The organism is Alicycliphilus denitrificans (assembly GCF_044792555.1).
Taxonomy (GTDB): Bacteria; Pseudomonadota; Gammaproteobacteria; order Burkholderiales; family Burkholderiaceae_C; genus Alicycliphilus; species Alicycliphilus denitrificans_A.
The window spans coordinates 668,192-687,173 of record NZ_CP126238.1; the positions used below are offsets into that span (position 1 = coordinate 668,192).

19 protein-coding genes are annotated in these 18,982 nt (G+C 59.9%); 9 read left to right on the forward strand and 10 right to left on the reverse strand.

Annotated elements, in window-relative coordinates; all coding sequences use genetic code 11:
- The first annotated feature begins 2 nt into the window (after positions 1 to 2).
- The 9 genes from P7644_RS03170 (at position 3) to P7644_RS03210 (ending at position 8,775) form a co-directional block, all read left to right on the forward strand.
- Positions 3 to 872, forward strand: a complete 870-nt coding sequence (locus P7644_RS03170) for a M48 family metallopeptidase (protein ID WP_404301556.1) — start codon at positions 3 to 5, stop codon at positions 870 to 872.
- Position 873: 1 nt separating this feature from the next.
- Positions 874 to 1,311, forward strand: a complete 438-nt coding sequence (locus P7644_RS03175) for a rhodanese-like domain-containing protein (protein WP_404301557.1) — start codon at positions 874 to 876, stop codon at positions 1,309 to 1,311.
- A 234-nt stretch (positions 1,312 to 1,545) separates the two neighbouring features.
- Positions 1,546 to 2,310 (forward strand): type III pantothenate kinase, encoded by a 765-nt coding sequence (locus P7644_RS03180; protein WP_404301558.1) that lies wholly within the window; start codon positions 1,546 to 1,548, stop codon positions 2,308 to 2,310.
- Between the two features lie 174 nt (positions 2,311 to 2,484).
- The gene (gene rfbB / locus P7644_RS03185; protein WP_404301559.1) at positions 2,485 to 3,546 is read left to right on the forward strand and encodes a dTDP-glucose 4,6-dehydratase; all 1,062 of its coding nucleotides are present in this window, start codon (positions 2,485 to 2,487) and stop codon (positions 3,544 to 3,546) included.
- Entirely contained in the window at positions 3,543 to 4,421 is an 879-nt protein-coding gene (gene rfbD, locus P7644_RS03190) for a dTDP-4-dehydrorhamnose reductase (protein ID WP_404301560.1), read from the forward strand. The genes rfbB and rfbD overlap by 4 nt, the downstream gene beginning before the upstream one ends.
- An 11-nt stretch (positions 4,422 to 4,432) precedes the next feature.
- On the forward strand, positions 4,433 to 5,320 hold the full coding sequence (gene rfbA, locus P7644_RS03195; RefSeq protein ID WP_404301561.1) for a glucose-1-phosphate thymidylyltransferase RfbA: 888 nt from the start codon (positions 4,433 to 4,435) through the stop codon (positions 5,318 to 5,320).
- On the forward strand, positions 5,320 to 5,871 hold the full coding sequence (gene rfbC, locus P7644_RS03200; protein ID WP_404301562.1) for a dTDP-4-dehydrorhamnose 3,5-epimerase: 552 nt from the start codon (positions 5,320 to 5,322) through the stop codon (positions 5,869 to 5,871). Before rfbA ends, rfbC begins: the two co-directional genes overlap by 1 nt.
- A gap of 91 nt (positions 5,872 to 5,962) precedes the next feature.
- Positions 5,963 to 7,786 carry a glycosyltransferase family 2 protein gene (locus P7644_RS03205; protein WP_404301563.1) on the forward strand — a complete coding sequence of 608 codons (1,824 nt, stop codon included), beginning with the start codon at positions 5,963 to 5,965 and terminating at the stop codon, positions 7,784 to 7,786.
- Positions 7,787 to 7,788: 2 nt separating this feature from the next.
- Positions 7,789 to 8,775, forward strand: coding sequence for a PIG-L deacetylase family protein (locus tag P7644_RS03210; protein WP_404301564.1), 987 nt, complete (start codon positions 7,789 to 7,791; stop codon positions 8,773 to 8,775).
- Positions 8,776 to 8,823: 48 nt separating this feature from the next.
- Here the strand turns inward: P7644_RS03210 and P7644_RS03215 are convergent, their stop codons facing one another.
- The 10 genes from P7644_RS03215 to P7644_RS03260 all read right to left on the reverse strand — a co-directional run bounded on the left by P7644_RS03215 (position 8,824) and on the right by P7644_RS03260 (position 18,845).
- On the reverse strand, positions 8,824 to 9,900 hold the full coding sequence (locus P7644_RS03215; RefSeq protein WP_404301565.1) for a glycosyltransferase family 2 protein: 1,077 nt from the start codon (positions 9,898 to 9,900) through the stop codon (positions 8,824 to 8,826).
- A 4-nt stretch (positions 9,901 to 9,904) separates the two neighbouring features.
- On the reverse strand, positions 9,905 to 11,332 hold the full coding sequence (locus P7644_RS03220; RefSeq protein ID WP_404301566.1) for a DUF2142 domain-containing protein: 1,428 nt from the start codon (positions 11,330 to 11,332) through the stop codon (positions 9,905 to 9,907).
- A 6-nt stretch (positions 11,333 to 11,338) separates the two neighbouring features.
- Positions 11,339 to 12,340 (reverse strand): glycosyltransferase family 2 protein, encoded by a 1,002-nt coding sequence (locus P7644_RS03225; protein ID WP_404301567.1) that lies wholly within the window; start codon positions 12,338 to 12,340, stop codon positions 11,339 to 11,341.
- Positions 12,337 to 13,125, reverse strand: coding sequence for a hypothetical protein (locus tag P7644_RS03230; protein WP_404301568.1), 789 nt, complete (start codon positions 13,123 to 13,125; stop codon positions 12,337 to 12,339). The genes P7644_RS03225 and P7644_RS03230 overlap by 4 nt, the downstream gene beginning before the upstream one ends.
- A 164-nt stretch (positions 13,126 to 13,289) precedes the next feature.
- The gene (locus P7644_RS03235; RefSeq protein ID WP_404301569.1) at positions 13,290 to 14,033 is read right to left on the reverse strand and encodes a hypothetical protein; all 744 of its coding nucleotides are present in this window, start codon (positions 14,031 to 14,033) and stop codon (positions 13,290 to 13,292) included.
- Positions 14,034 to 14,043: 10 nt separating this feature from the next.
- The gene (locus tag P7644_RS03240) at positions 14,044 to 15,087 is read right to left on the reverse strand and encodes an acyltransferase family protein (RefSeq protein ID WP_404301570.1); all 1,044 of its coding nucleotides are present in this window, start codon (positions 15,085 to 15,087) and stop codon (positions 14,044 to 14,046) included.
- The gene (locus tag P7644_RS03245) at positions 15,084 to 16,106 is read right to left on the reverse strand and encodes a GNAT family N-acetyltransferase (protein ID WP_404301571.1); all 1,023 of its coding nucleotides are present in this window, start codon (positions 16,104 to 16,106) and stop codon (positions 15,084 to 15,086) included. The genes P7644_RS03240 and P7644_RS03245 overlap by 4 nt, the downstream gene beginning before the upstream one ends.
- Entirely contained in the window at positions 16,103 to 17,332 is a 1,230-nt protein-coding gene (locus P7644_RS03250; protein ID WP_404301572.1) for an ABC transporter ATP-binding protein, read from the reverse strand. The genes P7644_RS03245 and P7644_RS03250 overlap by 4 nt, the downstream gene beginning before the upstream one ends.
- Complete coding sequence (locus tag P7644_RS03255; protein WP_404301573.1) at positions 17,322 to 18,020, reverse strand: ABC transporter permease; 699 nt, start codon at positions 18,018 to 18,020, stop codon at positions 17,322 to 17,324. The genes P7644_RS03250 and P7644_RS03255 overlap by 11 nt, the downstream gene beginning before the upstream one ends.
- Before the next feature lie 126 nt (positions 18,021 to 18,146).
- A complete protein-coding gene (locus tag P7644_RS03260) occupies positions 18,147 to 18,845 on the reverse strand; it encodes a Crp/Fnr family transcriptional regulator (RefSeq protein ID WP_404301574.1) in 699 nt (232 codons plus the stop codon).
- Positions 18,846 to 18,982: the final 137 nt, after the last annotated feature.

The following is an 18,982-nucleotide window of genomic DNA, read 5'->3' on the forward strand; positions in this document are numbered from 1 at the left end:
ACATGGCTGGCTGGATGCAGCAGGTGCTGGACTGGCTGGATGCGCCCCAGCCCGACACGGTCGCGCCCGCCACCGTGCCGCGCAGCCGCCGCTTGGCGCCGCCGGCCGGCGAGTCACCACAGGCGGGCGCCTTCAGCCATCCCCAGGCCAGCCGCGAACTGCTGCTGGACGGCGTGCGCGTGGCCTATCGCCTGCAGCGCGCCCGGCGGCGCAGCATAGGCTTTATCGTGGGCCAGGACGGCCTGGCGGTGCGCGCGCCTGCCTGGGTCACGCTGGCGGCGGTGGATGCGGCGCTGCGGGACAAATCCGGCTGGATCCTGCGCAAGCTCGGCGAGGCCCAGGCGCGCCAGCGCCAGCAGCAAGACGCGCGCATCGCCTGGGGCGACGGCGCGCTGCTGCCTTATCTGGGCGACACGCTGGCGCTGCGCATCGACCCCTCGCAGCGGCGCAGCGGCCAGTGCCTGGCCGACGCCCAGGGCCGGGTGCAGCTGTACCTGGGCCTGCCCCGGGACGCGCAGGCGGCGCAGGTGCGCGATGCCGCCCAGGCCTGGTTCATGCGCCAGGCGCGCGCGCATTTCACCGAACGGCTGGACCACTTTGCGCCCCGGCTGGGCGTGCAGTACCGCAGCCTGCGCCTGTCCAGCGCCGCCACGCGCTGGGGCAGCGCCCGCAGCGACGGCTCCATCCGCCTGAACTGGCGTCTGCTGCACTACCGCGAATCCGTCATCGACTACGTGGTGGCGCACGAACTGGCGCACCTGCGCGTCATGGACCACAGTCCGCGCTTCTGGGACGTGGTGCACAGCGTGGTGCCCGACTACGCCGCGCTGCGCCAGCAACTGCGCGCCCAGCCCGCACCTCCATGGGATTAGCATGAACCAGACCCCAACGCTCCCCTCGCCCGACCAGCCCCGCCCCGCCGAGGGCTATGCCGGCGACATCAGTCCGCGGCTCGCCTGGCAATGGGTGAGCGCCGGCCAGGCCGTCCTGGTGGACGTGCGCAGCGATGCCGAGCGCGACTGGGTGGGCTATGTGCCCGGCGCCCTGGCCGTCGCCTGGAAGCAGTGGCCCGGCATGCGGCTCAACCCTGACTTTGACGCGCAGATATGCGCCGCCGTGCCGCCCGGCAGCACGGCCTTGCTGCTGTGCCGCAGCGGCGTGCGCTCGATAGCGGCCGCGCGGCGCGCCACCGAGCTGGGCCTGACGGCCTACAACATCCTGGAAGGCTTCGAGGGCGACCCCGACGAGAACGGCCAGCGCAACCGCAGGGGCGGCTGGCGCTTCCATGGCCTGCCCTGGCAGCAGGGCTAGGAGGCTGTCGGACTTGGAGCGTCGAAAGCGAAAATCGGCCCCAGCAAGTACAGTTTTTGCCGGATTTGCAGCCCCATAGCCCAGCTATGGGGCAAAAAGACGGTGAAAAATGGACTGCTGCGGCCGATTTGCAGCCGACGATTTCCAAGTCCGACAGCCTCCTGGATCAACAATTTCTTGCAATTGCCCGGGCGCAGCGGCACAGGTGGCAAAACTTTTGGATAATCCGGCCCCATGACTTTTCTGGCCATCGACGTGGGTAACTCCCGCCTGAAGTGGGCGCTGTACGACGCGGCGCGGCCCGGTGCCGTGATGCACGCCCATGGCGTGGAGTTCCTGGACCATATCGAACGACTGGCCGAAGGTGCCTGGGCAAACCTGCCCGCGCCCACGCACATGCTCGGTTGCGTGGTGGCGGGCGATCCGGTCAAGCGCCGCGTGGCCGAGCAGATGGAGCTGTGGGACGTGCCGGCGCGCTGGGTCGTGCCTTCGCAGGAGGAGGCCGGCGTGGTCAATGGCTACGACCATCCGACGCGCCTGGGCTCCGACCGCTGGGTGGCCATGATTGGCGCGCGCCACCGCCTGCTGGCCCAGGGCCCCGCGCGGCCCTTGATTCTGGCCATGGTGGGTACGGCCGTGACGGTGGAGGCGCTGGACGCCGACGGCCGCTTTCTCGGCGGCCTGATCGTGCCGGGCCACGGCATCATGTTGCGCGCGCTGGAGGCCGGCACCGCCGGCCTGCATGTGCCCACGGGCGAGGTGCGCCTGTTCCCCACCAACACCAGCGACGCGCTCACCAGTGGCGGCACCTACGCCATTGCCGGAGCCGTGGAGCGCCTGTACCAGCACCTGCAGCAGCACTGCGGCCAGGAGCCCTTGTGCATGATGACCGGCGGCGCAGGCTGGAAGATGGCGCCCAGCATGGCGCGCCCCTTCGAGCTGGTGGAAAACCTGATCTTCGACGGCCTGCTGGAGATCGCCTCGCGCCGCTTCGCCTGAGCGACGCCCTTCCTTGGGCTATGCCCATGCCCATGCACATGGCGCACGGCGTGCGCCTCGGCCAGCAGCCGCAGGGCCTCATATCCGGGCCAGGGGCCACGGCGGGCCTGGCGCGCAGGGGCAATGGGATAATCCCCGGCTTTGCCCCAGTGGCATCCCCTGCGAGAACCACCCATGATCCTGGTCACCGGCGGCGCCGGCTTCATAGGCGCCAACTTCGTGCTCGACTGGCTGGCCCACGGCGACGAGCCGGTGGTCAACCTGGACAAGCTCACCTATGCGGGCAACCTGCACAACCTGCAGAGCGTACAGGGCGACACGCGCCATCTCTTCGTGCAGGGCGACATCGGTGACACCGCCCTGGTCGAGCGCCTGCTGGCCGAGCACCGCCCGCGCGCCATCGTCAACTTCGCCGCCGAATCCCATGTGGACCGCTCCATTCACGGCCCCGAGGACTTCATCCAGACGAACGTGGTCGGCACCTTCAGGCTTTTGGAGGCTGCAAGGCACTACTGGCAAGCGCTGCCAGCTACAGATAAAGAAGCATTCCGTTTCCTGCACGTGAGCACTGACGAGGTTTATGGCACGCTCGCGCCCAGCGACCCTGCCTTCACCGAAGCCCACAACTACGAGCCCAACAGCCCGTACAGCGCCAGCAAGGCCGCCAGCGACCACCTGGTGCGCGCCTGGCACCACACCTACGGCCTGCCCGTGCTGACGACGAACTGCAGCAACAACTACGGCCCGCTGCATTTCCCCGAAAAGCTCATTCCGCTGATGATCGTCAACGCCCTGGCCGGCAAGAGCCTGCCCGTCTACGGCGACGGCATGCAGGTGCGCGACTGGCTCTACGTCAAGGACCATTGCAGCGCCATCCGCCGCGTGCTGCAGGCCGGCAGGGTGGGCCAGACCTACAACGTCGGCGGCTGGAACGAGAAGCCCAACATCGACATCGTCAAGACCGTCTGCGCGCTGCTCGACGAACTGCGCCCGCGCAGCGACGGCCACAGCTACGCCCAGCAAATCACCTACGTGCAAGACCGCCCCGGCCATGACCGGCGCTACGCCATCGACGCACGCAAGATCGAGCGCGAACTGGGCTGGACGCCGGCGGAAACCTTCGACACCGGCATCCGCAAGACCGTGCAGTGGTACCTGGACAACCCCGGCTGGGTCGCCAACGTGCAGACCGGCGCCTACCGCGACTGGGTGGCCAAGCAATACGAGGCCGCATGAACATCCTGCTTCTGGGCAAGAACGGCCAGGTCGGCTGGGAGCTGCAGCGCAGCCTGAGCGTGCTCGGCCGGGTCACGGCGCTGGGCCATGACGAGGCCGATTTCACCAACCCCCAGGCCGTGGCCGACACCGTGCGCGCCCTGCGCCCCGAGGTCATCGTCAACGCCGCCGCCCACACCGGCGTCGACAAGGCCGAGAGCGAGCCCGGCCACGCCCGCCTGCTCAACGCCACCACGCCCGGCCTGCTGGCAGAAGAGGCCGCCCAATTGGGCGCCTGGCTGGTGCACTACAGCACCGACTACGTTTTTGACGGCAGCGGCAGCCGCCCCTGGCTGGAAACGGACATGCCCGCGCCCTTGTCCGTCTATGGCGCCACCAAGCTCGAAGGCGAGCGGCTCATCCAGCAATCGGGCTGCCAGCACCTGATCTTGCGCACCAGCTGGGTCTACGCGGCGCGCGGCGGCAACTTTGCCAAGACCATGCTGCGCTTGGCCCAGGAGCGCGAGCGCCTCACGGTCATCGACGACCAATGGGGCGCCCCCACCGGCGCCGAACTGCTGGCCGACGTGACCGCCCACGCCATCCGCCACCTGCAAAAACAACCCCAGGACGGCGGCCTGTACCACTGCGTGGCGGGCGGTGAGACCACCTGGCATTCCTATGCAAAATACGTCCTAGCCCATGCTGGAAAAGCGCGTGAAGCTATCAAAATAAAAGCAACTGAGGTCGCGCCCGTGCCCACCAGCGCCTTTCCCACCCCGGCGGCGCGCCCGCTCAACTCGCGCCTGGACACCCGCAAGCTGCAAACCACCTTCGGTCTGGCGCTGCCCGACTGGCAGCAGGGCGTGGCGCGCATGCTCACCGAAATCCTCTGAACCGCACCACCATGACTACAGCACGCAAGGGCATCATCCTCGCCGGCGGCTCCGGCACGCGCCTGCACCCGGCCACGCTGGCCATCAGCAAGCAACTGCTGCCGGTGTACGACAAGCCCATGATCTATTACCCGCTCAGCACCTTGATGCTGGCGGGCATACGCGAGATCCTCGTCATCAGCACGCCGCAGGACACGCCGCGCTTCGCGCAGCTGCTGGGTGACGGCAGCCAGTGGGGCCTCAGCCTGCAATACGCGGTGCAGGAGAGCCCGGACGGCCTGGCCCAGGCGTTCCTGATCGGCGAGCAGTTCCTGGCTGGCAGCCCCAGCGCCCTGGTGCTGGGCGACAACATCTTCTACGGCCACGACTTCCATGAGCTGCTGGAGAGTGCCGGTGCACGCGACGCGGGCGCCAGCGTCTTCGCCTATCACGTGCACGACCCCGAGCGCTATGGCGTGGCCGAGTTCGACGCCCAGGGCAGGGTGCTGTCGCTGGAGGAAAAGCCCAAGGCGCCCAAGTCCAACTACGCCGTCACCGGCCTGTACTTCTACGACCCGCAGGTGGTGGAGCTGGCGAAAGGCCTCAAGCCCTCGGCGCGCGGCGAGCTGGAGATCACCGACCTCAATCGCCTGTACCTGCAGCAGGGGCGCCTGAATGTGGAAATCATGGGGCGCGGCTACGCCTGGCTCGATACCGGCACGCACGAGAGCCTGCTCGAGGCCGGCCAGTTCATCGCCACGCTGGAGCACCGCCAGGGCCTGAAGATCGCCTGCCCCGAGGAAATCGCCTGGCGCCGTGGCTGGATAGCCGCCGCCCAGCTGGAAAAGCTGGCCCAGCCCCTGGCCAAGAACGGCTACGGCCAGTACCTGCAGCGGCTGCTCAAGGAAAAGGTGTACTGATGAAGGCCACCCGCCTGTCCATCCCCGATGTCGTGCTGATCGAGCCCAAGGTGTTCGGTGACGCGCGCGGCTTCTTCTTCGAGAGCTTCAACCAGCAGGCCTTCGACGAGGCCACCGGCACCCGGCACCAGTTCGTGCAGGACAACCACAGCCGCTCGACCAAGGGCGTGCTGCGCGGACTGCACTACCAGCTGCCGCCCCACGCCCAGGGCAAGCTGGTGCGCGTGGTGCGCGGCGCGGTGTGGGATGTGGCCGTGGACATCCGCAAAAGCTCGCCCACCTTCGGCCAATGGGTGGGGGCGGAGCTGTCCGAGGACAACCAGCACCAGCTCTGGGTGCCGCCGGGCTTCGCGCATGGCTTCGTGGTGCTGAGCGAGACGGCGGATTTTCTCTACAAGACCACCGACTACTATGCGCCGCAGCATGAGCGCTGCATATTGTGGTGCGATCGTGATTTGGATATTCGCTGGCCGGGCAGCGTAGAAAATTATATGCTGTCTGAAAAGGATGGATTGGGAGTGGTGTTGGCAGCGGCAGATGTTTTTCTATGATATTGATGTCAGATGTTATTTTGACAGCATTGTCCCCCATCCGGGTTGGTGAGTATATGGTGGTTTATTTTATTGCGGCAATGGAACTGCTTTGAAGTATCTTGATATTTCTGTTGTTACCTATAATTCAGAAAAATGGGTGAAACCTTTTTTTGAAAGTCTTCTTCGGCAAAATTTCCCTTGTAGCTGCATAAGGTTGTATTTCCGTGATAACGGCTCGGTCGATGGGACGTTGTCCTTGTTGAAGGAGCTTGCGAATAAATTTTCCAGTCAATTCTTATTGATCCATATAGATTGTGGAGGTAATGTTGGATTTGGAGAAGGACATAATTCCAATCTGCGCCGTGTCGAAAGCGATTTCTTTCTCGTCAGCAATATAGATCTTGAATTTGAAGCCTCTTCGTTGGAAGTATTGCTTAAGACCGCTGAAGAGGATGCCCCGGAAGTCGCAGCTTGGGAGTGCCGGCAAAAACCATTTGAGCATCCCAAACACTATGACCCGGTGACGAGTGAGACGCTGTGGTGTTCTAGTGCATGTGTGCTTTTCCGTACGGCTGCAATTCGCAAGATCGGGGGCTATGAAAAACGCATCTTCATGTACGGAGAAGATGTCGAGCTTTCATACCGGTTGCGTGATCATGGGTACCAATTACGGTATGTGCCAAAGTCTGTAGTGTGGCACCATAGCTATGAAGAACCGAATCAAATAAAGCCGCTCCAATTTTTGGGCAGCACGCAGGCGAACGTCCTTCTCAGGTGCCGCTATGGGCGTTGGGATGAGGTGTTTCTGGGTTTCTGCATGTATTTGGGATTATTTTTGGTTCCCAGTCAATTCCCTCGGCAAAGGCGGCAATTATTTTTTGGATTTTTCCATATTATCCGGAGGGCACCGTTTTTCTTGCTGACAAGAAAAAAAAGCCGTCGAAAGTTTGGGTTCAGGCTTTGGGATTATGAAATGACGCGCGAAGGGGCGTTTTATGAGCATTCGCCATATAAACAAGATGCCCCACTTGTCTCTATTATTGTTAGAACAACGCCTGGTCGCTCAGGGAGATTGCGCGAAGCGTTGACCTCAGTAGATGCGCAAACATATCGTCGCATTGAGTTGGTTGTTGCGGAGGATGGTGGGGATTCGGCACGTCAAATGGTCATGAATCATGCGGGCTGCGGAAGATTTGAGGGTGTCATTTATTTGCCGCAGGCTAAAGTGGGGCGTTGTATTGCAGGAAATGCAGCGTTGGCAGTGGCTACGGGTGAATTGATTTGTTTTTTGGATGACGATGATCTTTTTTATGCAGATCATGTCGAAATTCTGGTTGGTGAATGGCTCAAGAATAAAAAATTGGGCGCTGTATATGGTTTGGCTTTTGAGGTAAAGACAAAAATAAAAACTTACGAGCCATGGGTTTATAGCAACGAAGTTTATAGCGTTGTTTATAGGCAAAAATTCAATCGCGCCTTGATTTGGCATCATAATTATCTTCCAATACAAACCGTTCTTTTTCGTCGCGATTTGTATTTGAAGCACGGTGGTTTTGATGCGCAGTTGGATAATCTGGAGGATTGGAATCTTTGGGTTAGATACTCACTGCACGATGATTTTTTGATGGTGCCAAAGGTGACATCCTTGTATCGGGTTCCATGTGCCAGCACGCAAGCAGTTGAGCGCCAGAAGGTGCTTGATGACTATTACTCAAAAGCACAAGAAAAACATTCTGAATTGCGAGTGGAGCTCAGTCCAACCGATGTTCTGAAAATGGCGGAAGATCTTTCGCGAGAGCTGTATCTGGTCAACGTCCCAGCGCATCCCCTGCGGGCATTGGCACTGCGAACACCGGGCATACGCAGCCTTTATCATCCTCTGCGCCATATGTACCACCTGTTGCGCAAGGCCAGAGGTCGGTCGAGGAGCTGATCATGGAGCAATGGTTCGCACCGGTAAATCCCTCCACGCTTCCTGATGTTTCGAGGGTGCTGGTGGTGGCGCCACATCCAGATGATGAAGTATTTGGATGTGGTGGATTATTGGCCTTGTACCGTAAGGCCGGTGCGATGATTCAGGTGCAAATACTGACCGATGGTGCCGGGTATCATCAGCTTCCTGATCGAGAGGCAATATATAAAACCAGAATGGCCGAATCGAACAAGGCCTTGGAGACGTTGGGCGTTGCTCCCGCTGATTTCTCAGGTTTTGCTGATCGTAGCCTCGTGGCTCGCCCTGATCTCTCCCGGTTGATACGCAGCCGTATCATTTCTCATCAATCAGAGTTGGTTCTTGTCCCATCATTGTGGGAAGTTCATCCCGATCACCTTGCTGCGGCTCGCGCGGCCCTGGATGCCGTAGCGGAATTGGTGAGAGCTGGAGAAAATGCCCCCATCTTGATGTTCTATGAGATTGGTGCGCCTCAGAGGGTTGACTTCTTTCTGGATATAACCAGTGTATGGTCATTGAAATTGCAGGCTATGCAGGTTTTTGTTTCGCAAAACTCCATGCAAGACTACCCCAGGCTTATCGAGGCATTGAATGCCTATAGAACATACACTCTTCCATCAACAGTACGTTATGCAGAGGGTTATGCGCTGGTCTCGCCACAGATGATAGCCAATATCATGGCATGCGGCGGGGATTTGCCTGTCCAAATACTTGACCGATGGAAAGAGAGCGCGCTTTCCGCGGCAACTGCCTGCGTAGAGCAACTGCAAATGAACGTTGCGGCAACTCAAAGAAGTATTGGCGAATTACAACAGCATGCTGCATTCCTGGAGCAGCAGGTTGCTGCCATGGGCTTGGAGATTGGATGGCTGCAGCGTGAAAGGAAGGAAATACTTGAATCCACATCTTGGCGCATAACGGCACCCTTACGCAGGCTTCGGGGTTTCCTTCGTTCCAAAATAAGGAATTAGGAGAATTCGTGTTTTTTGGTGCAAGAAGGTTGAGGTATGCGTGAATTTCTACGAGAGTACATGAGTGGTTGCCCCTTCGCATGAGCCATTTATAGGTCCTAGGCGGGCATAAATCGGCCCCGTGCCAAGACGCTGCATCAGGATAGATGGAAGCTGTGCCCGAGGGCCCTTTCCGATGTGGCCAATGGCTGGTATTAATAATGGAGAAGGGCTTACCTCCAGCAGCCACTGTGATTGCAAAGAAATTGGGACTTCAAGTTCCATTGTTCCAGGCTCCAGGGTAGTCGCATTCAGTGGGTTGCTAAATGGTGGGCGTGCGGCAATAATTGCATTCATTCGGGCTTCCCATTGTGTGGATTTTCTGAAATGCTTGTCGAGATAAGATTTTTTTGATTTTTCCATCAGTATGGATTTATTTTGTGAATTAATCCATTCGTGGACTATCGCTGCATCGGTCGCCAAGCCTAACGCCCATCCTGCCTGTTTCAGCCGTAAACAGAGGTCTGAGTCTTCATAATACATAAAAAAAGCAGGATCGAACAACTCCTCGGCGGGCGGAAGGGCTGCTCTACGCAGCATTAAAGCTCCGCCAGATAATGCGCGTTGCCTAATATGGCCTGTGCCATTCGTCCATGCCTGAATGGCAAGTTTGCGAAAAGCCATGGACAAATCCCAAGCCCTGCGTCCACTTCTATAGGCCGCCTCCATTGTCGACATACCAGGGCCTGTGGGCAACCAGGCGGGGGGCAGTAGCCATTGTCCTTCTGAGTCCCACCACTGCATCGGACTGACTGCTGCCAGCTCACTGCTGCCTTCCAGGCATGCGTGCAACCGAGCCAAACAACCGGGTACAACATAAGCATCCGGGTTGAGTAGGAAGACATAGTCCGTCTGACTCCTTTGCACTCCCAGATTGCAGGCTGCACCAAAGCCTATATTTCTGGAACTTTCTAAAATTTTAACTCCAGGGTGGGGTAGGCGCGCGCGTAATACCGCCAACTCTCTGCTGTCAATGCTGTTATCCACCACAATAATGGCAGCGTCCGGCATGTCACGCAGGAGACTTTCCACTGCCCTGATCGTCATGCTTGCGCAATGGAAATTTACGATAATAGAGGTGATCATTTTTCTAGTAGCGAGCATTCAAGCTTGATACCAAGATGAAAAAACACATGGCTGCAAAGAGGGTGACGAGCAGATACTGTATGCCCAAGAGGGCGGATCTTGTTGTTGTCAAATGCGTACGGCCTTGGGCGGGATTTTTTTTGCTATTAATGCCATGGAGCGCGATGCAAAATAAGATTGCTGGGATGATAAAATATCGTCCCTGTACTCCTGCAATGGTTTCTGTCGGATGAGGAGTCCATGTGATAAGCAGGGCAAAAAAAATCAGGAGTGTGGATGCTATTGAAATAAATAGCATTGTGGATCGGAAGGCCATATCCTTCATCGAGCGTGGCGGGGATATTGTAAAGAGTATGCAGAGCAGCAGGCCACCGCTAATCCAGATATAGTGGGTTTTCAATAGTGGGGCATCCAGCCACCCGAGTATCCCGATGAATGAGTGCCAGTAAAATTCTCGCATATCAGTGCTGGACAATGTTTTCCAAAGCACAATAAAAAATTCCCAGGGGGCGATGGAATAATGTTTCAAAAGCTCCGAGGTGGTATGCATCCGGGGAATGCGGGTGTCAACGGTCTGGGTCAGGGCAAGGATCATCCATGCCGCTGCAATCACCGCCACTCCAGTACCCCAAACTGCATCGCTGAATTTGCGGCGCCGCCAGCTGGATACAAAGGGAAGCAATAGCATGGGCAAAAGATGAATCCGGCTTGTCACCACCAGCAGAAGACATGCACTTGCAAAAAAGCTCGAAATAATTGTGTCGTCCGAGTCGGTCGCGTTTTGGAAGCCTCGAGCAAAAAGTGCCACGACCATGAGGCTGAGTGCTGTAGTGAAGCCGTCGATGGTTGGGAGCAGCATCTGAAATAGTGTCATCGGAAGCAATAGCATCGCCAAAACACCAGGGCCAGGGTTGAATATGGAAAGTGCCCAGAGTATCAGCCCCATGGAGGCTCCAAGAACAAGGAGGCGAGTAACCTGGTATGAATGATGAATGGATAGATCCAGTGCCTCGCTGACGCGCAGGCCTAGTGCATGGGGCAGATAGACCAGGGGAAGATAGTATCCCGTGCCTGGCATTTCAAAATACTTTTTCGAAGATGCGCTTTGCCATGCAATTTGGTGAATATACGCTCTTTCTGGTTCTGTGAATTTGAATCCTGGCTTGCCTGCCAAGAACATGTTCAGCTGAATATATTCTTCCAGGCCTGCGTCTATCATGCCGCCTGACATTTTCCCTGGGGCTGTCTGGAGGCCCCACCCGCCTTGTCCCAGCAGGTATGCCCGGGCGATATGATGATTTTCATCGGGCGACTGCATGGGTGGAACCCATTGTGAAAGGTACCAACCGCTTGCGGTCAATAGCAGCCATAGCACAATGCGATTCCATAATGAGCCATGCCAGATTTCTCGTAATTGCGATTTGATTTTCACTTTGACTCAATACTTGGGTGCTGAAGGCATTGCCGTTTCCGAGGCAGGTGAATCTGGCAGATCGGGGTGAATCGCTCGGCGTGGTACGTTTGCCACATCAAATGAAATGAAGGACAGCAATAGCTGCAAGCCTACCAGCGCTGGCAGCGCTGCCAGCATGACTGTGCCTGTCGAAGCGGGAACGCCCGTTACCGCTGACTGTATCCAGTGGATTGAACCAAATATGACTCCAAAGCAGAAAAGCACTGTGCCTGCAACGAGCTCCAATGAGGCCACCGTCATGTCGCGCAAGAAATAATTGTAGAAAATACGTTTTGCAAAATTGCGCAAGTGCTTGATTCCAAATTCCAGAAGAATCCTGTCAATTTTGAGATTGCTACGCTCATCACCGTAAACGGCATCCATCGGAATATCCACGGTGACGGCGCGGATGGTATTCAGCCGAAACAGCATGTCGGTTTCAAAAAAATACCGGTTGCTGATTTTTTCCAAAGGCAGGCGCTGAAGCACTTTTGCGTGGCAGGCGGTGTATCCATTGGTCACATCAAAGATATTCCAATAGCCCGAAGAAAGCTTGGCAGCCAGCGACAGCATGGCATTGCCGATCAGGCGCAGGCCGGGCATGCGCCGGATATGCTCCAGGTTATAAAACCGATTCCCCTTGGTGTAGTCTGCCTGGCCGTCCAGGATCGGGTGGATGAAGTGGGGAATAAGGCGCGGATCCATCTGTCCGTCACCATCCACCTTCACCACGACGTCTGCGCCGTCGCGCAATGCTTGCAGGTAGCCAGTCTTGACGGCCCCGCCCACGCCTCGGTTTTCTGCATGGCGCAGCACCGTCACCCGCGCATCGTGGCAATGGGTCTGTACTACATGCCCTGAATCTTCAGGGCAGGCGTCGTCCACCACATACACCTGCGTCACCTCGGGGCCCAGGCTTGCAATCACCCCCAGAATATGCGCCTTCACCCGATAGCACGGGATGACAACGGCAACTTTGCAACTCATGCACCCCCCGCTTGCACGGGCATGGCGGGGAGCAAATCGCTGGCCCACCAGCCGCCCGGATGCGCAGCAATCTGCGCACTGAAAAAATGGTAAATACGCGCTATCGTTGCCGGATCCTGCGATGGACCGGGCTCGCACATTACAAGCCGATAGCGCCCAGTGCCATCGGGCACGCAGACAAATCCGCCTATGTCGCTGCCCGTGCGCTGGGCCATGCGCAGACCACCACCCGCCATCCTGCGTGGGCCTCCCAGAAAATCCACTGTCATTGATGCCCCCTGGGGCAGCACGGGGGCATCGCCGAGCACCACCAGGGTTTCGCGCCGGTTCAGCATGGCATAGAACGGGCGCAGGCCCATTTCCATATCGAGCACCTGGCCGCCGTTCAGGTAGTGCTCCAGGCCCCGGTACTTCCGCTCAAAGTGCGTCCGCACCGCCGGATCCACGCGCGGGTCATGGGTCACTGCGGACGACATCAGGTTGATCACCGCGCCACATCGCCCCAAAAAACCCACACCGGCAAAAAAGCTCTCGAAATGCAGGGTCAACAAAACCAGGCCACGCTCTCGTTGCTGGCAATGCCTCAGGGCGTCGCCGGGAAGAAATTCACAACCGAGCTCCTGCAGCCGGCCCGCAGCGATCAGCCGGGCTTCGTACTCATCGTGTGCCTCCGAGATGAATCGACCGCGCCTCCAGGCGTTCAACTGGGCCGTACTCGCGGACGGCTGCAACAGCGCATACCCAGCCAGGCTCTGGCGATGAATATGCCGAAACCCCAGGCCCATGGAGCGCCAGTCTCGGCCCGTCAGGGCGTTGATGCGGCCACGCACTCTGGCCAGGGCGTAACCCAGCGGAAGCGGCAGCCGCGCAAGGCGCGGCAAGAACAGCGCAAAGTCCAGGTGATGCAGCCGTGCGGCGCAACGCCAAAGCCACCGCCTCAAGCGGCCATTCATGGTTTTTCCTCCGTGGCAATGCGGTCCACAAAGGCCGACACATCCCCGGGGCGATGAATGGCGAAGCACGGCGTTTGCACAGGCAAGCGATGCGCCCATTTAGCCTCAAAGGCCTGCCCATTGGACTTCACGCGGCTGATGAGTTGGGCGGGCATGGCCCCGCTTGCCGGCGTGTCCGACCAGTGCTCGCAGTACGCATCCAGGGCCGCGGCACAGAGCCCGGCCTGCTGGGCCTGCAATACCAGATCGGTGGCATAGAAATCAAAGCCCATGGCTTCATCCATCCGCAGCCCCGACGACACGCGCACGGCAACAAGCAACTCATCCAGGCTGTCCACCAGGCAGGGCAGGGGGGCGGGTTCGCGCAGCAGTTGGCCGCGATCGAGCACATGCCCTGCACGCCTTGCCTGTGCCCCTGCGCCTTGCACGCCATACACCCCCGCCACCGCGAGGTGAGGCCAGCGGGCCACGGCCTGCGACAGGGCATGCCGAAATTGTCGGTCCCAGCCTTCCGGCAGAAAAACATCCTGGTGGACCCACACCAGCCAGTCCACCGAGTCGCAGGCGCGCAGTTCCTGATTGAAAGCCTGTGCCGCGCTGGAACAGTTGAAATGCGCCGTCCAGGGCAGCCCGCCCTTTTGCAGGCAGGGCGACAGCGCCAGGCGCTGAGTCAGCACATCCAGCCGGCTGACGCAGGTGACGAGTCCAAGACGAAGCCCATTGGGCGATGAAAGCTGCATCAAGAGCCCCTTATTTCCAGCGCATGGCAGGCTTCTCGATCGCATGCCACGAAAGACCTGCCAACACCAGCGTCAGGAGCGTGCTGAGCGCCACAAACCATCCAACCCCCCACTGATGGCCACCCGCATAGGCCAGCGCTTGCTGCACCGGAAACCCATAAAGATACATACCATAAGACCAATCACCCCATCGCTGCGCAATGACGGGCAGCCACTTGCCATACAAGGCCAGCCACAGAACCGACACACTCAAGCCCACAACCCACAAGGCAACTTGAAGAGGGGCATGGGGTGCAAAGGGCGCGCAAAGCACCAGCGCCAACCCCGCCCACAAGGACGGGCGCAGAGTGTCTTTCCACGCAGCAAACACCGCGCCCACGGCAAACGACAGGCCCAGCTTGCTGTCGTAAAAATCCAATCCGGCAAAGGAATCAAACAGCCCCAGGCCCGGTGCCGCGGGCCTGAAAAGCAGCGACAGCAGCAGTATGCCGAATGCCGCCAGGCTCTTGAACCTGAGGGAGCCCGGCAGCAAACCCAGCACGGCCAATGCCACATAGCATTTGATTTCGTAGGGCAGCGACCACAAGGATCCGTTGATGGCATTGGCAAGAGGGTTGCCGGCGAACACCCCCGGCAACGTGAACTTGATACTGAATGCCGTAGCCGTCTTCAGGTAATTCCAGGTTTCCCGCTCACGAAAATAGACATCCAGCGGCAACTGGGTCACCACAGGCCCCAGCACCAGCACGCACAACAGGCAGGTTACCGCCAGGGCCGGATAAATCCGCACTACGCGGCGCCGCGCAAAAACCCACAGGCTTGGACTGCGCAAGAGCGAGAGGCTGACAAGATAACCGCTCAAGACAAAAAAAATCGTGACCCCCACGCCGCCCAGCGTATCCAGCCCCAGCGTGCTTGCCAGCGGCTCGCGCGCGGGCTGTCCGCCCAGCGGAAAGCCGTGACTCAGCAGCACCAGCCAGGCGGCGAACAGGCGCAAAAAATCAAAACGGTTGTCATGCTGCGCCGCCAGCGGCGCAACCGGGGAAGCAGTCATAGAAAATCCGTATCTCCGCCCGACCACCAGCAGCCGAGCGCGGCAACGTCCGAAATGGCAAGCGTCGAGGCCGTAGGCACGCCGACACTTGCCACGGGGCCCATTGGCACGGGCCGGGTGGGCGCCAGCGCTGCGGCAACGGCCGCACTGGCCCAGCAGCTCAGGCCGGTAGCGCCATCGCGGCGCGCCTGCCACATGGCCATGGCCCAGGCCGCCGGAAGCAAGTCCCGCGGCCCCACCCAGTCCAGCCAAGGCAGGTGCTCTGCGGCGCCCACGGGTTGGGCCAGCACGGCAATGCCCAGTGGCTCCGATTGCCAGCGGCGGCGCAGCGCCATGAATCGGTAACCCTTGTCCGGCCGCTCCACAAACCGCCAGCGCACATAGCTGGCGTCACGCACACCGATCGCGCCTTGATGCCCGCCGGCGCGCATCCGCTCCCAGCAGCGATCCACGGCGGTATCGAAGGTGCTCGATCCGGGGTCCAAGGATTCGAAGCGCCATTGCCAGCGCGACCAGAACGGCGGAGCCCCCCTGTCACCCTGCCATTGCAGGCCGCCCACCTCGCCCGCGTCATGGCTCAGCCCCGACTTCACCGCCAGGCGCAAATGCCGCGGGTTGGGAAAGCCAAACCCGGCCGAAAAATCCCTGCCGCACCCCAGCCGGCTGCGATAAAAGCGCTCGCTCACACGAAAAAACGGACTCTTGCGCGTGAACAGGCCGCGCCATGCGGGAGAGACCATGACATCGCCAATCTGCAGCCAGCGCGCAGGCACACCCCTGTGCAGCACCTGCCGGGGCGTGCCGCCGCAAAAGGCAATCAGCTGCGCATCACGCCACAGCCCCACCCCCTCGCCTTGCCCGGCCACATATTTCCAGTGAAACCACCGTGCATCCACGCAGGAGCCGAAGACCTCCCGGTGCAGCTCCAGAACATCCGCCATGTCCTCTGGCGCCAGATCGCGCAAGCTAAAGCGCTGGCCCGCAATGTCCAGCGACTCAGGTGCAAGAACCATCTTCATGGGGCTGAGCGGCTGACGCGCCACTCATGCGGCAGGCTCACCACACCCTGCTCCAGGCCCGTCTGCGTCACATTGAGCCGCAGGCAATGGGTAACCTGGTCGTAGGGGTGGACGCCATCCTCGGTACTCAGAAAGCAGGTCACCCAATACGAGCCCTTGAGCAGCGGCAGCCTCTTGAACACGATGCTGACCTGCCCCCGCCCCTGGGCATCGGTGGACAGCAGCACGCCGTCGTTCACCGATGTGGCGCTGGCAATCGTCATGCCATTGGCATCCGAAAGCCCCACGGCCACCCCCGGGGTGGGCAAGGCGGGATCGATCTCGAACGCCAGTTCCAACTCCACATCGGTGCTGCCCGACAACACCTGCACCTCGCTGCCCACCTCGGTGGGTGTGCGTGCCACGGCCCGCACGATGCGGCCCGTGCCAGAGCCTGGGCGCACGGCGCCTGAAGCCGTTGCCAACGCGTTCATCCTGGGCTGCGTAGCGCCCTCGTGCAGGCTGGCGGCATACGCCGTCGTCACATCGGCGGCCGGGCCATCCATGCGCATGCGCCCATGCTCCAGCCAGATGGCGCGCGTGCACAGCGCCTCCACCTGGTACATCGAGTGCGAGCAAAACAAAATAGTCTTTCCCGCCTCCTTGAGCTGCATGATGCGATCGAACGATTTACGGGCAAACGCCCCATCGCCTACCGATAGCGCCTCATCAATAATCAATATGTCGGGCTCGATACTGGTGGCCACCGCAAATGCCAGGCGCACAAACATGCCGCTGGAGTAGGTCTTGACCGGCCTGTGGACAAAATCTCCAATATCGGCAAAAGCCAGAATACTATCGAGCCGCTCTTCAATCTCCTGGCGTTTCATTCCCAGAATGGCGCCATTCATGAATACATTTTCTACGCCAGTGAAATCAGGGTTGAAGCCAGCCCCCAGCTCCAGCAAGGCCGCCACACGGCCATGCACCTGCAGCCGGCCCGAAGAAGGCGGCAAGGTGCCGCACAGCAATTGCAGCAAGGTGGACTTGCCCGCGCCGTTGCGCCCCACCAGGCCCACCACCTGCCCGCGGGGCACCTGCAGGTCGATATCCCGCAAGGCCCAAAACGACTGCTCCTCGCCCGACCTGCGCCCCCACAGCAACTGCATCAGCCGCTGCGAGGGGCGGCCGTACGCCGCATAGCGCTTGCACAGCGCCTGTGCATCAATGGCCAGGTCAGAGGACATCGGCAAACCCCTGGCGCAAACGGTGAAACACGGCTGCCCCCAGCAAAGCCAGCGCAGAGCAGCCAAGCAGACTCAGCCCCCACTGCGACCAGTCGGGCCACACGCCCTGCAGCAGCACGGCACGCGTCTGCGTCATGATCGGCGCCAGCGGATTCAGCCACATCCACTGCTGCACCTTGCCCGGCAGGGCCTCGATGGGAAAAAAAACCGGGCTGATGAACACCAGCGCGCCCACCACCATGCCCACGACATGGCCGATATCGCGGATATACACCCCGACGGCCGCCAGCAGCCATCCCCCACCCAGGCACAACGGCAGCAAGGGCAGCCACACCAAGGGCAAGGCTAGTGCGCTGACCGGCGGCGCCCCCAGGCCCAGCACATGCAGCACCAGCAAAATGGCGCCGCCCAGCAGGAGTTGCACGCCGGCTGCCAGCACGCAGGACCAGGGCAATATCTGCAGCGGAAACACCACCTTCTTGATCAGGTGCGGCTGCTCCAGCATCAGATGCGGCGCCCGGTTCATGCACTCGGCAAAAAAATTGAACACCACCAGGCCCGTATAAAGGCGCAGGGCAAACGCAATATTGCCCTCATCGGGGGGCGCCCATCGCACCTGGAACACATGCCTGAAGACCAGGGTGTAAATCACCAGCATGAACAGCGGGGCCAGCACCAGCCACGCCATGCCTAGCCAGGACTGGCGAAATCTTGCCTGAATATCACGGCTGGCAAATTGCCGGATCAAACCCGCCTGGGACCAGGGAAGCAGATAGGAAGAAAAAAAATTCAAAATAGCAACGGGTGAATGTATTCAAGCCTTGGGGGCGGCAATGCGGCCTTGGGCAATATCCTGGATATACGGCAAATTCATGATGTGCAGAGAATCGCCATCGCGTACCAGCACACGTTGGGCAAACAGCTGTTGAAAGGCGCGAGTCACCGTCTCACGGCTGGCATTGATCATCATGGCCAGCTCCTGGTGTGTGGGCACCGGCTCAATCGTCGTCAGGTTGTCGAGCGGTTGCGCCGGCAATTGTAAAAGCAGGCCGCACAGGCGCTGGAAAGGCGTTGGCAGGCTCAGCAAGGTGCGCTGTGCCGTGATCAGGCGAATGCGCCGTGCCAGACGCATCATGACCGCCCGCGCCAGTTCCTGATGCCCCAGGATCACCTGGCGGGCAATCGAGGTGTCCACAAACGCCACCGTGGACTTCATGGTCGCCATGATGAATTCCGCGGGCGCCTGCCCATCCACCATGGTCAACTCTCCGAAGTAATCGCCCGGATCGACAAAGTACAGGCCGACGCTGCGGCCATCCACCGTAAAATCCAGCCCCTGCAGCCGGCCCTCCACGAGAAAACCCAGCTCATGCAGCGAATCATTTTTGGACAGCACCATGGCCTTGCGTGCAAAAGAGCGCAGATGCATATGGCCCGACAGATTTTCCAGCTCCCCTCGCGCCAGTGATTGCAGCAAGGGAAATTCCTCCAGAAGATGAACCGAAACGGACATGGAGCGCGAGTGTATCTGGCAAACTGCGGCCCCTTGGTGCCAGGCGGTCGCCTCAATTGGTGCCGGATGTGACGGGGGGCACAGCGTTGTAGACAGATACCGTGCCACACTGATCAGGTTAATCAATGCCTCTTCGG

Excerpts from the sequence above, each read along its gene's own strand:
- P7644_RS03170 (WP_404301556.1), top strand. The coding sequence starts at position 3 with ATGGCTGGCTGGATGCAGCAGGTGCTGGACTGGCTGGATGCGCCCCAG.
- P7644_RS03175 (WP_404301557.1), top strand. The coding sequence starts at position 874 with ATGAACCAGACCCCAACGCTCCCCTCGCCCGACCAGCCCCGCCCCGCC.
- P7644_RS03180 (WP_404301558.1), top strand. The coding sequence starts at position 1,546 with ATGACTTTTCTGGCCATCGACGTGGGTAACTCCCGCCTGAAGTGGGCG.
- rfbB (WP_404301559.1), top strand. The coding sequence starts at position 2,485 with ATGATCCTGGTCACCGGCGGCGCCGGCTTCATAGGCGCCAACTTCGTG.
- rfbD (WP_404301560.1), top strand. The coding sequence starts at position 3,543 with ATGAACATCCTGCTTCTGGGCAAGAACGGCCAGGTCGGCTGGGAGCTG.
- rfbA (WP_404301561.1), top strand. The coding sequence starts at position 4,433 with ATGACTACAGCACGCAAGGGCATCATCCTCGCCGGCGGCTCCGGCACG.
- rfbC (WP_404301562.1), top strand. The coding sequence starts at position 5,320 with ATGAAGGCCACCCGCCTGTCCATCCCCGATGTCGTGCTGATCGAGCCC.
- P7644_RS03210 (WP_404301564.1), top strand. The coding sequence starts at position 7,789 with ATGGAGCAATGGTTCGCACCGGTAAATCCCTCCACGCTTCCTGATGTT.
- P7644_RS03215 (WP_404301565.1), bottom strand. The coding sequence starts at position 9,900 with ATGATCACCTCTATTATCGTAAATTTCCATTGCGCAAGCATGACGATC.
- P7644_RS03225 (WP_404301567.1), bottom strand. The coding sequence starts at position 12,340 with ATGAGTTGCAAAGTTGCCGTTGTCATCCCGTGCTATCGGGTGAAGGCG.
- P7644_RS03230 (WP_404301568.1), bottom strand. The coding sequence starts at position 13,125 with ATGGGCCTGGGGTTTCGGCATATTCATCGCCAGAGCCTGGCTGGGTAT.
- P7644_RS03235 (WP_404301569.1), bottom strand. The coding sequence starts at position 14,033 with ATGCAGCTTTCATCGCCCAATGGGCTTCGTCTTGGACTCGTCACCTGC.
- P7644_RS03240 (WP_404301570.1), bottom strand. The coding sequence starts at position 15,087 with ATGACTGCTTCCCCGGTTGCGCCGCTGGCGGCGCAGCATGACAACCGT.
- P7644_RS03245 (WP_404301571.1), bottom strand. The coding sequence starts at position 16,106 with ATGAAGATGGTTCTTGCACCTGAGTCGCTGGACATTGCGGGCCAGCGC.
- P7644_RS03250 (WP_404301572.1), bottom strand. The coding sequence starts at position 17,332 with ATGTCCTCTGACCTGGCCATTGATGCACAGGCGCTGTGCAAGCGCTAT.
- P7644_RS03255 (WP_404301573.1), bottom strand. The coding sequence starts at position 18,020 with ATGGCGTGGCTGGTGCTGGCCCCGCTGTTCATGCTGGTGATTTACACC.
- P7644_RS03260 (WP_404301574.1), bottom strand. The coding sequence starts at position 18,845 with ATGTCCGTTTCGGTTCATCTTCTGGAGGAATTTCCCTTGCTGCAATCA.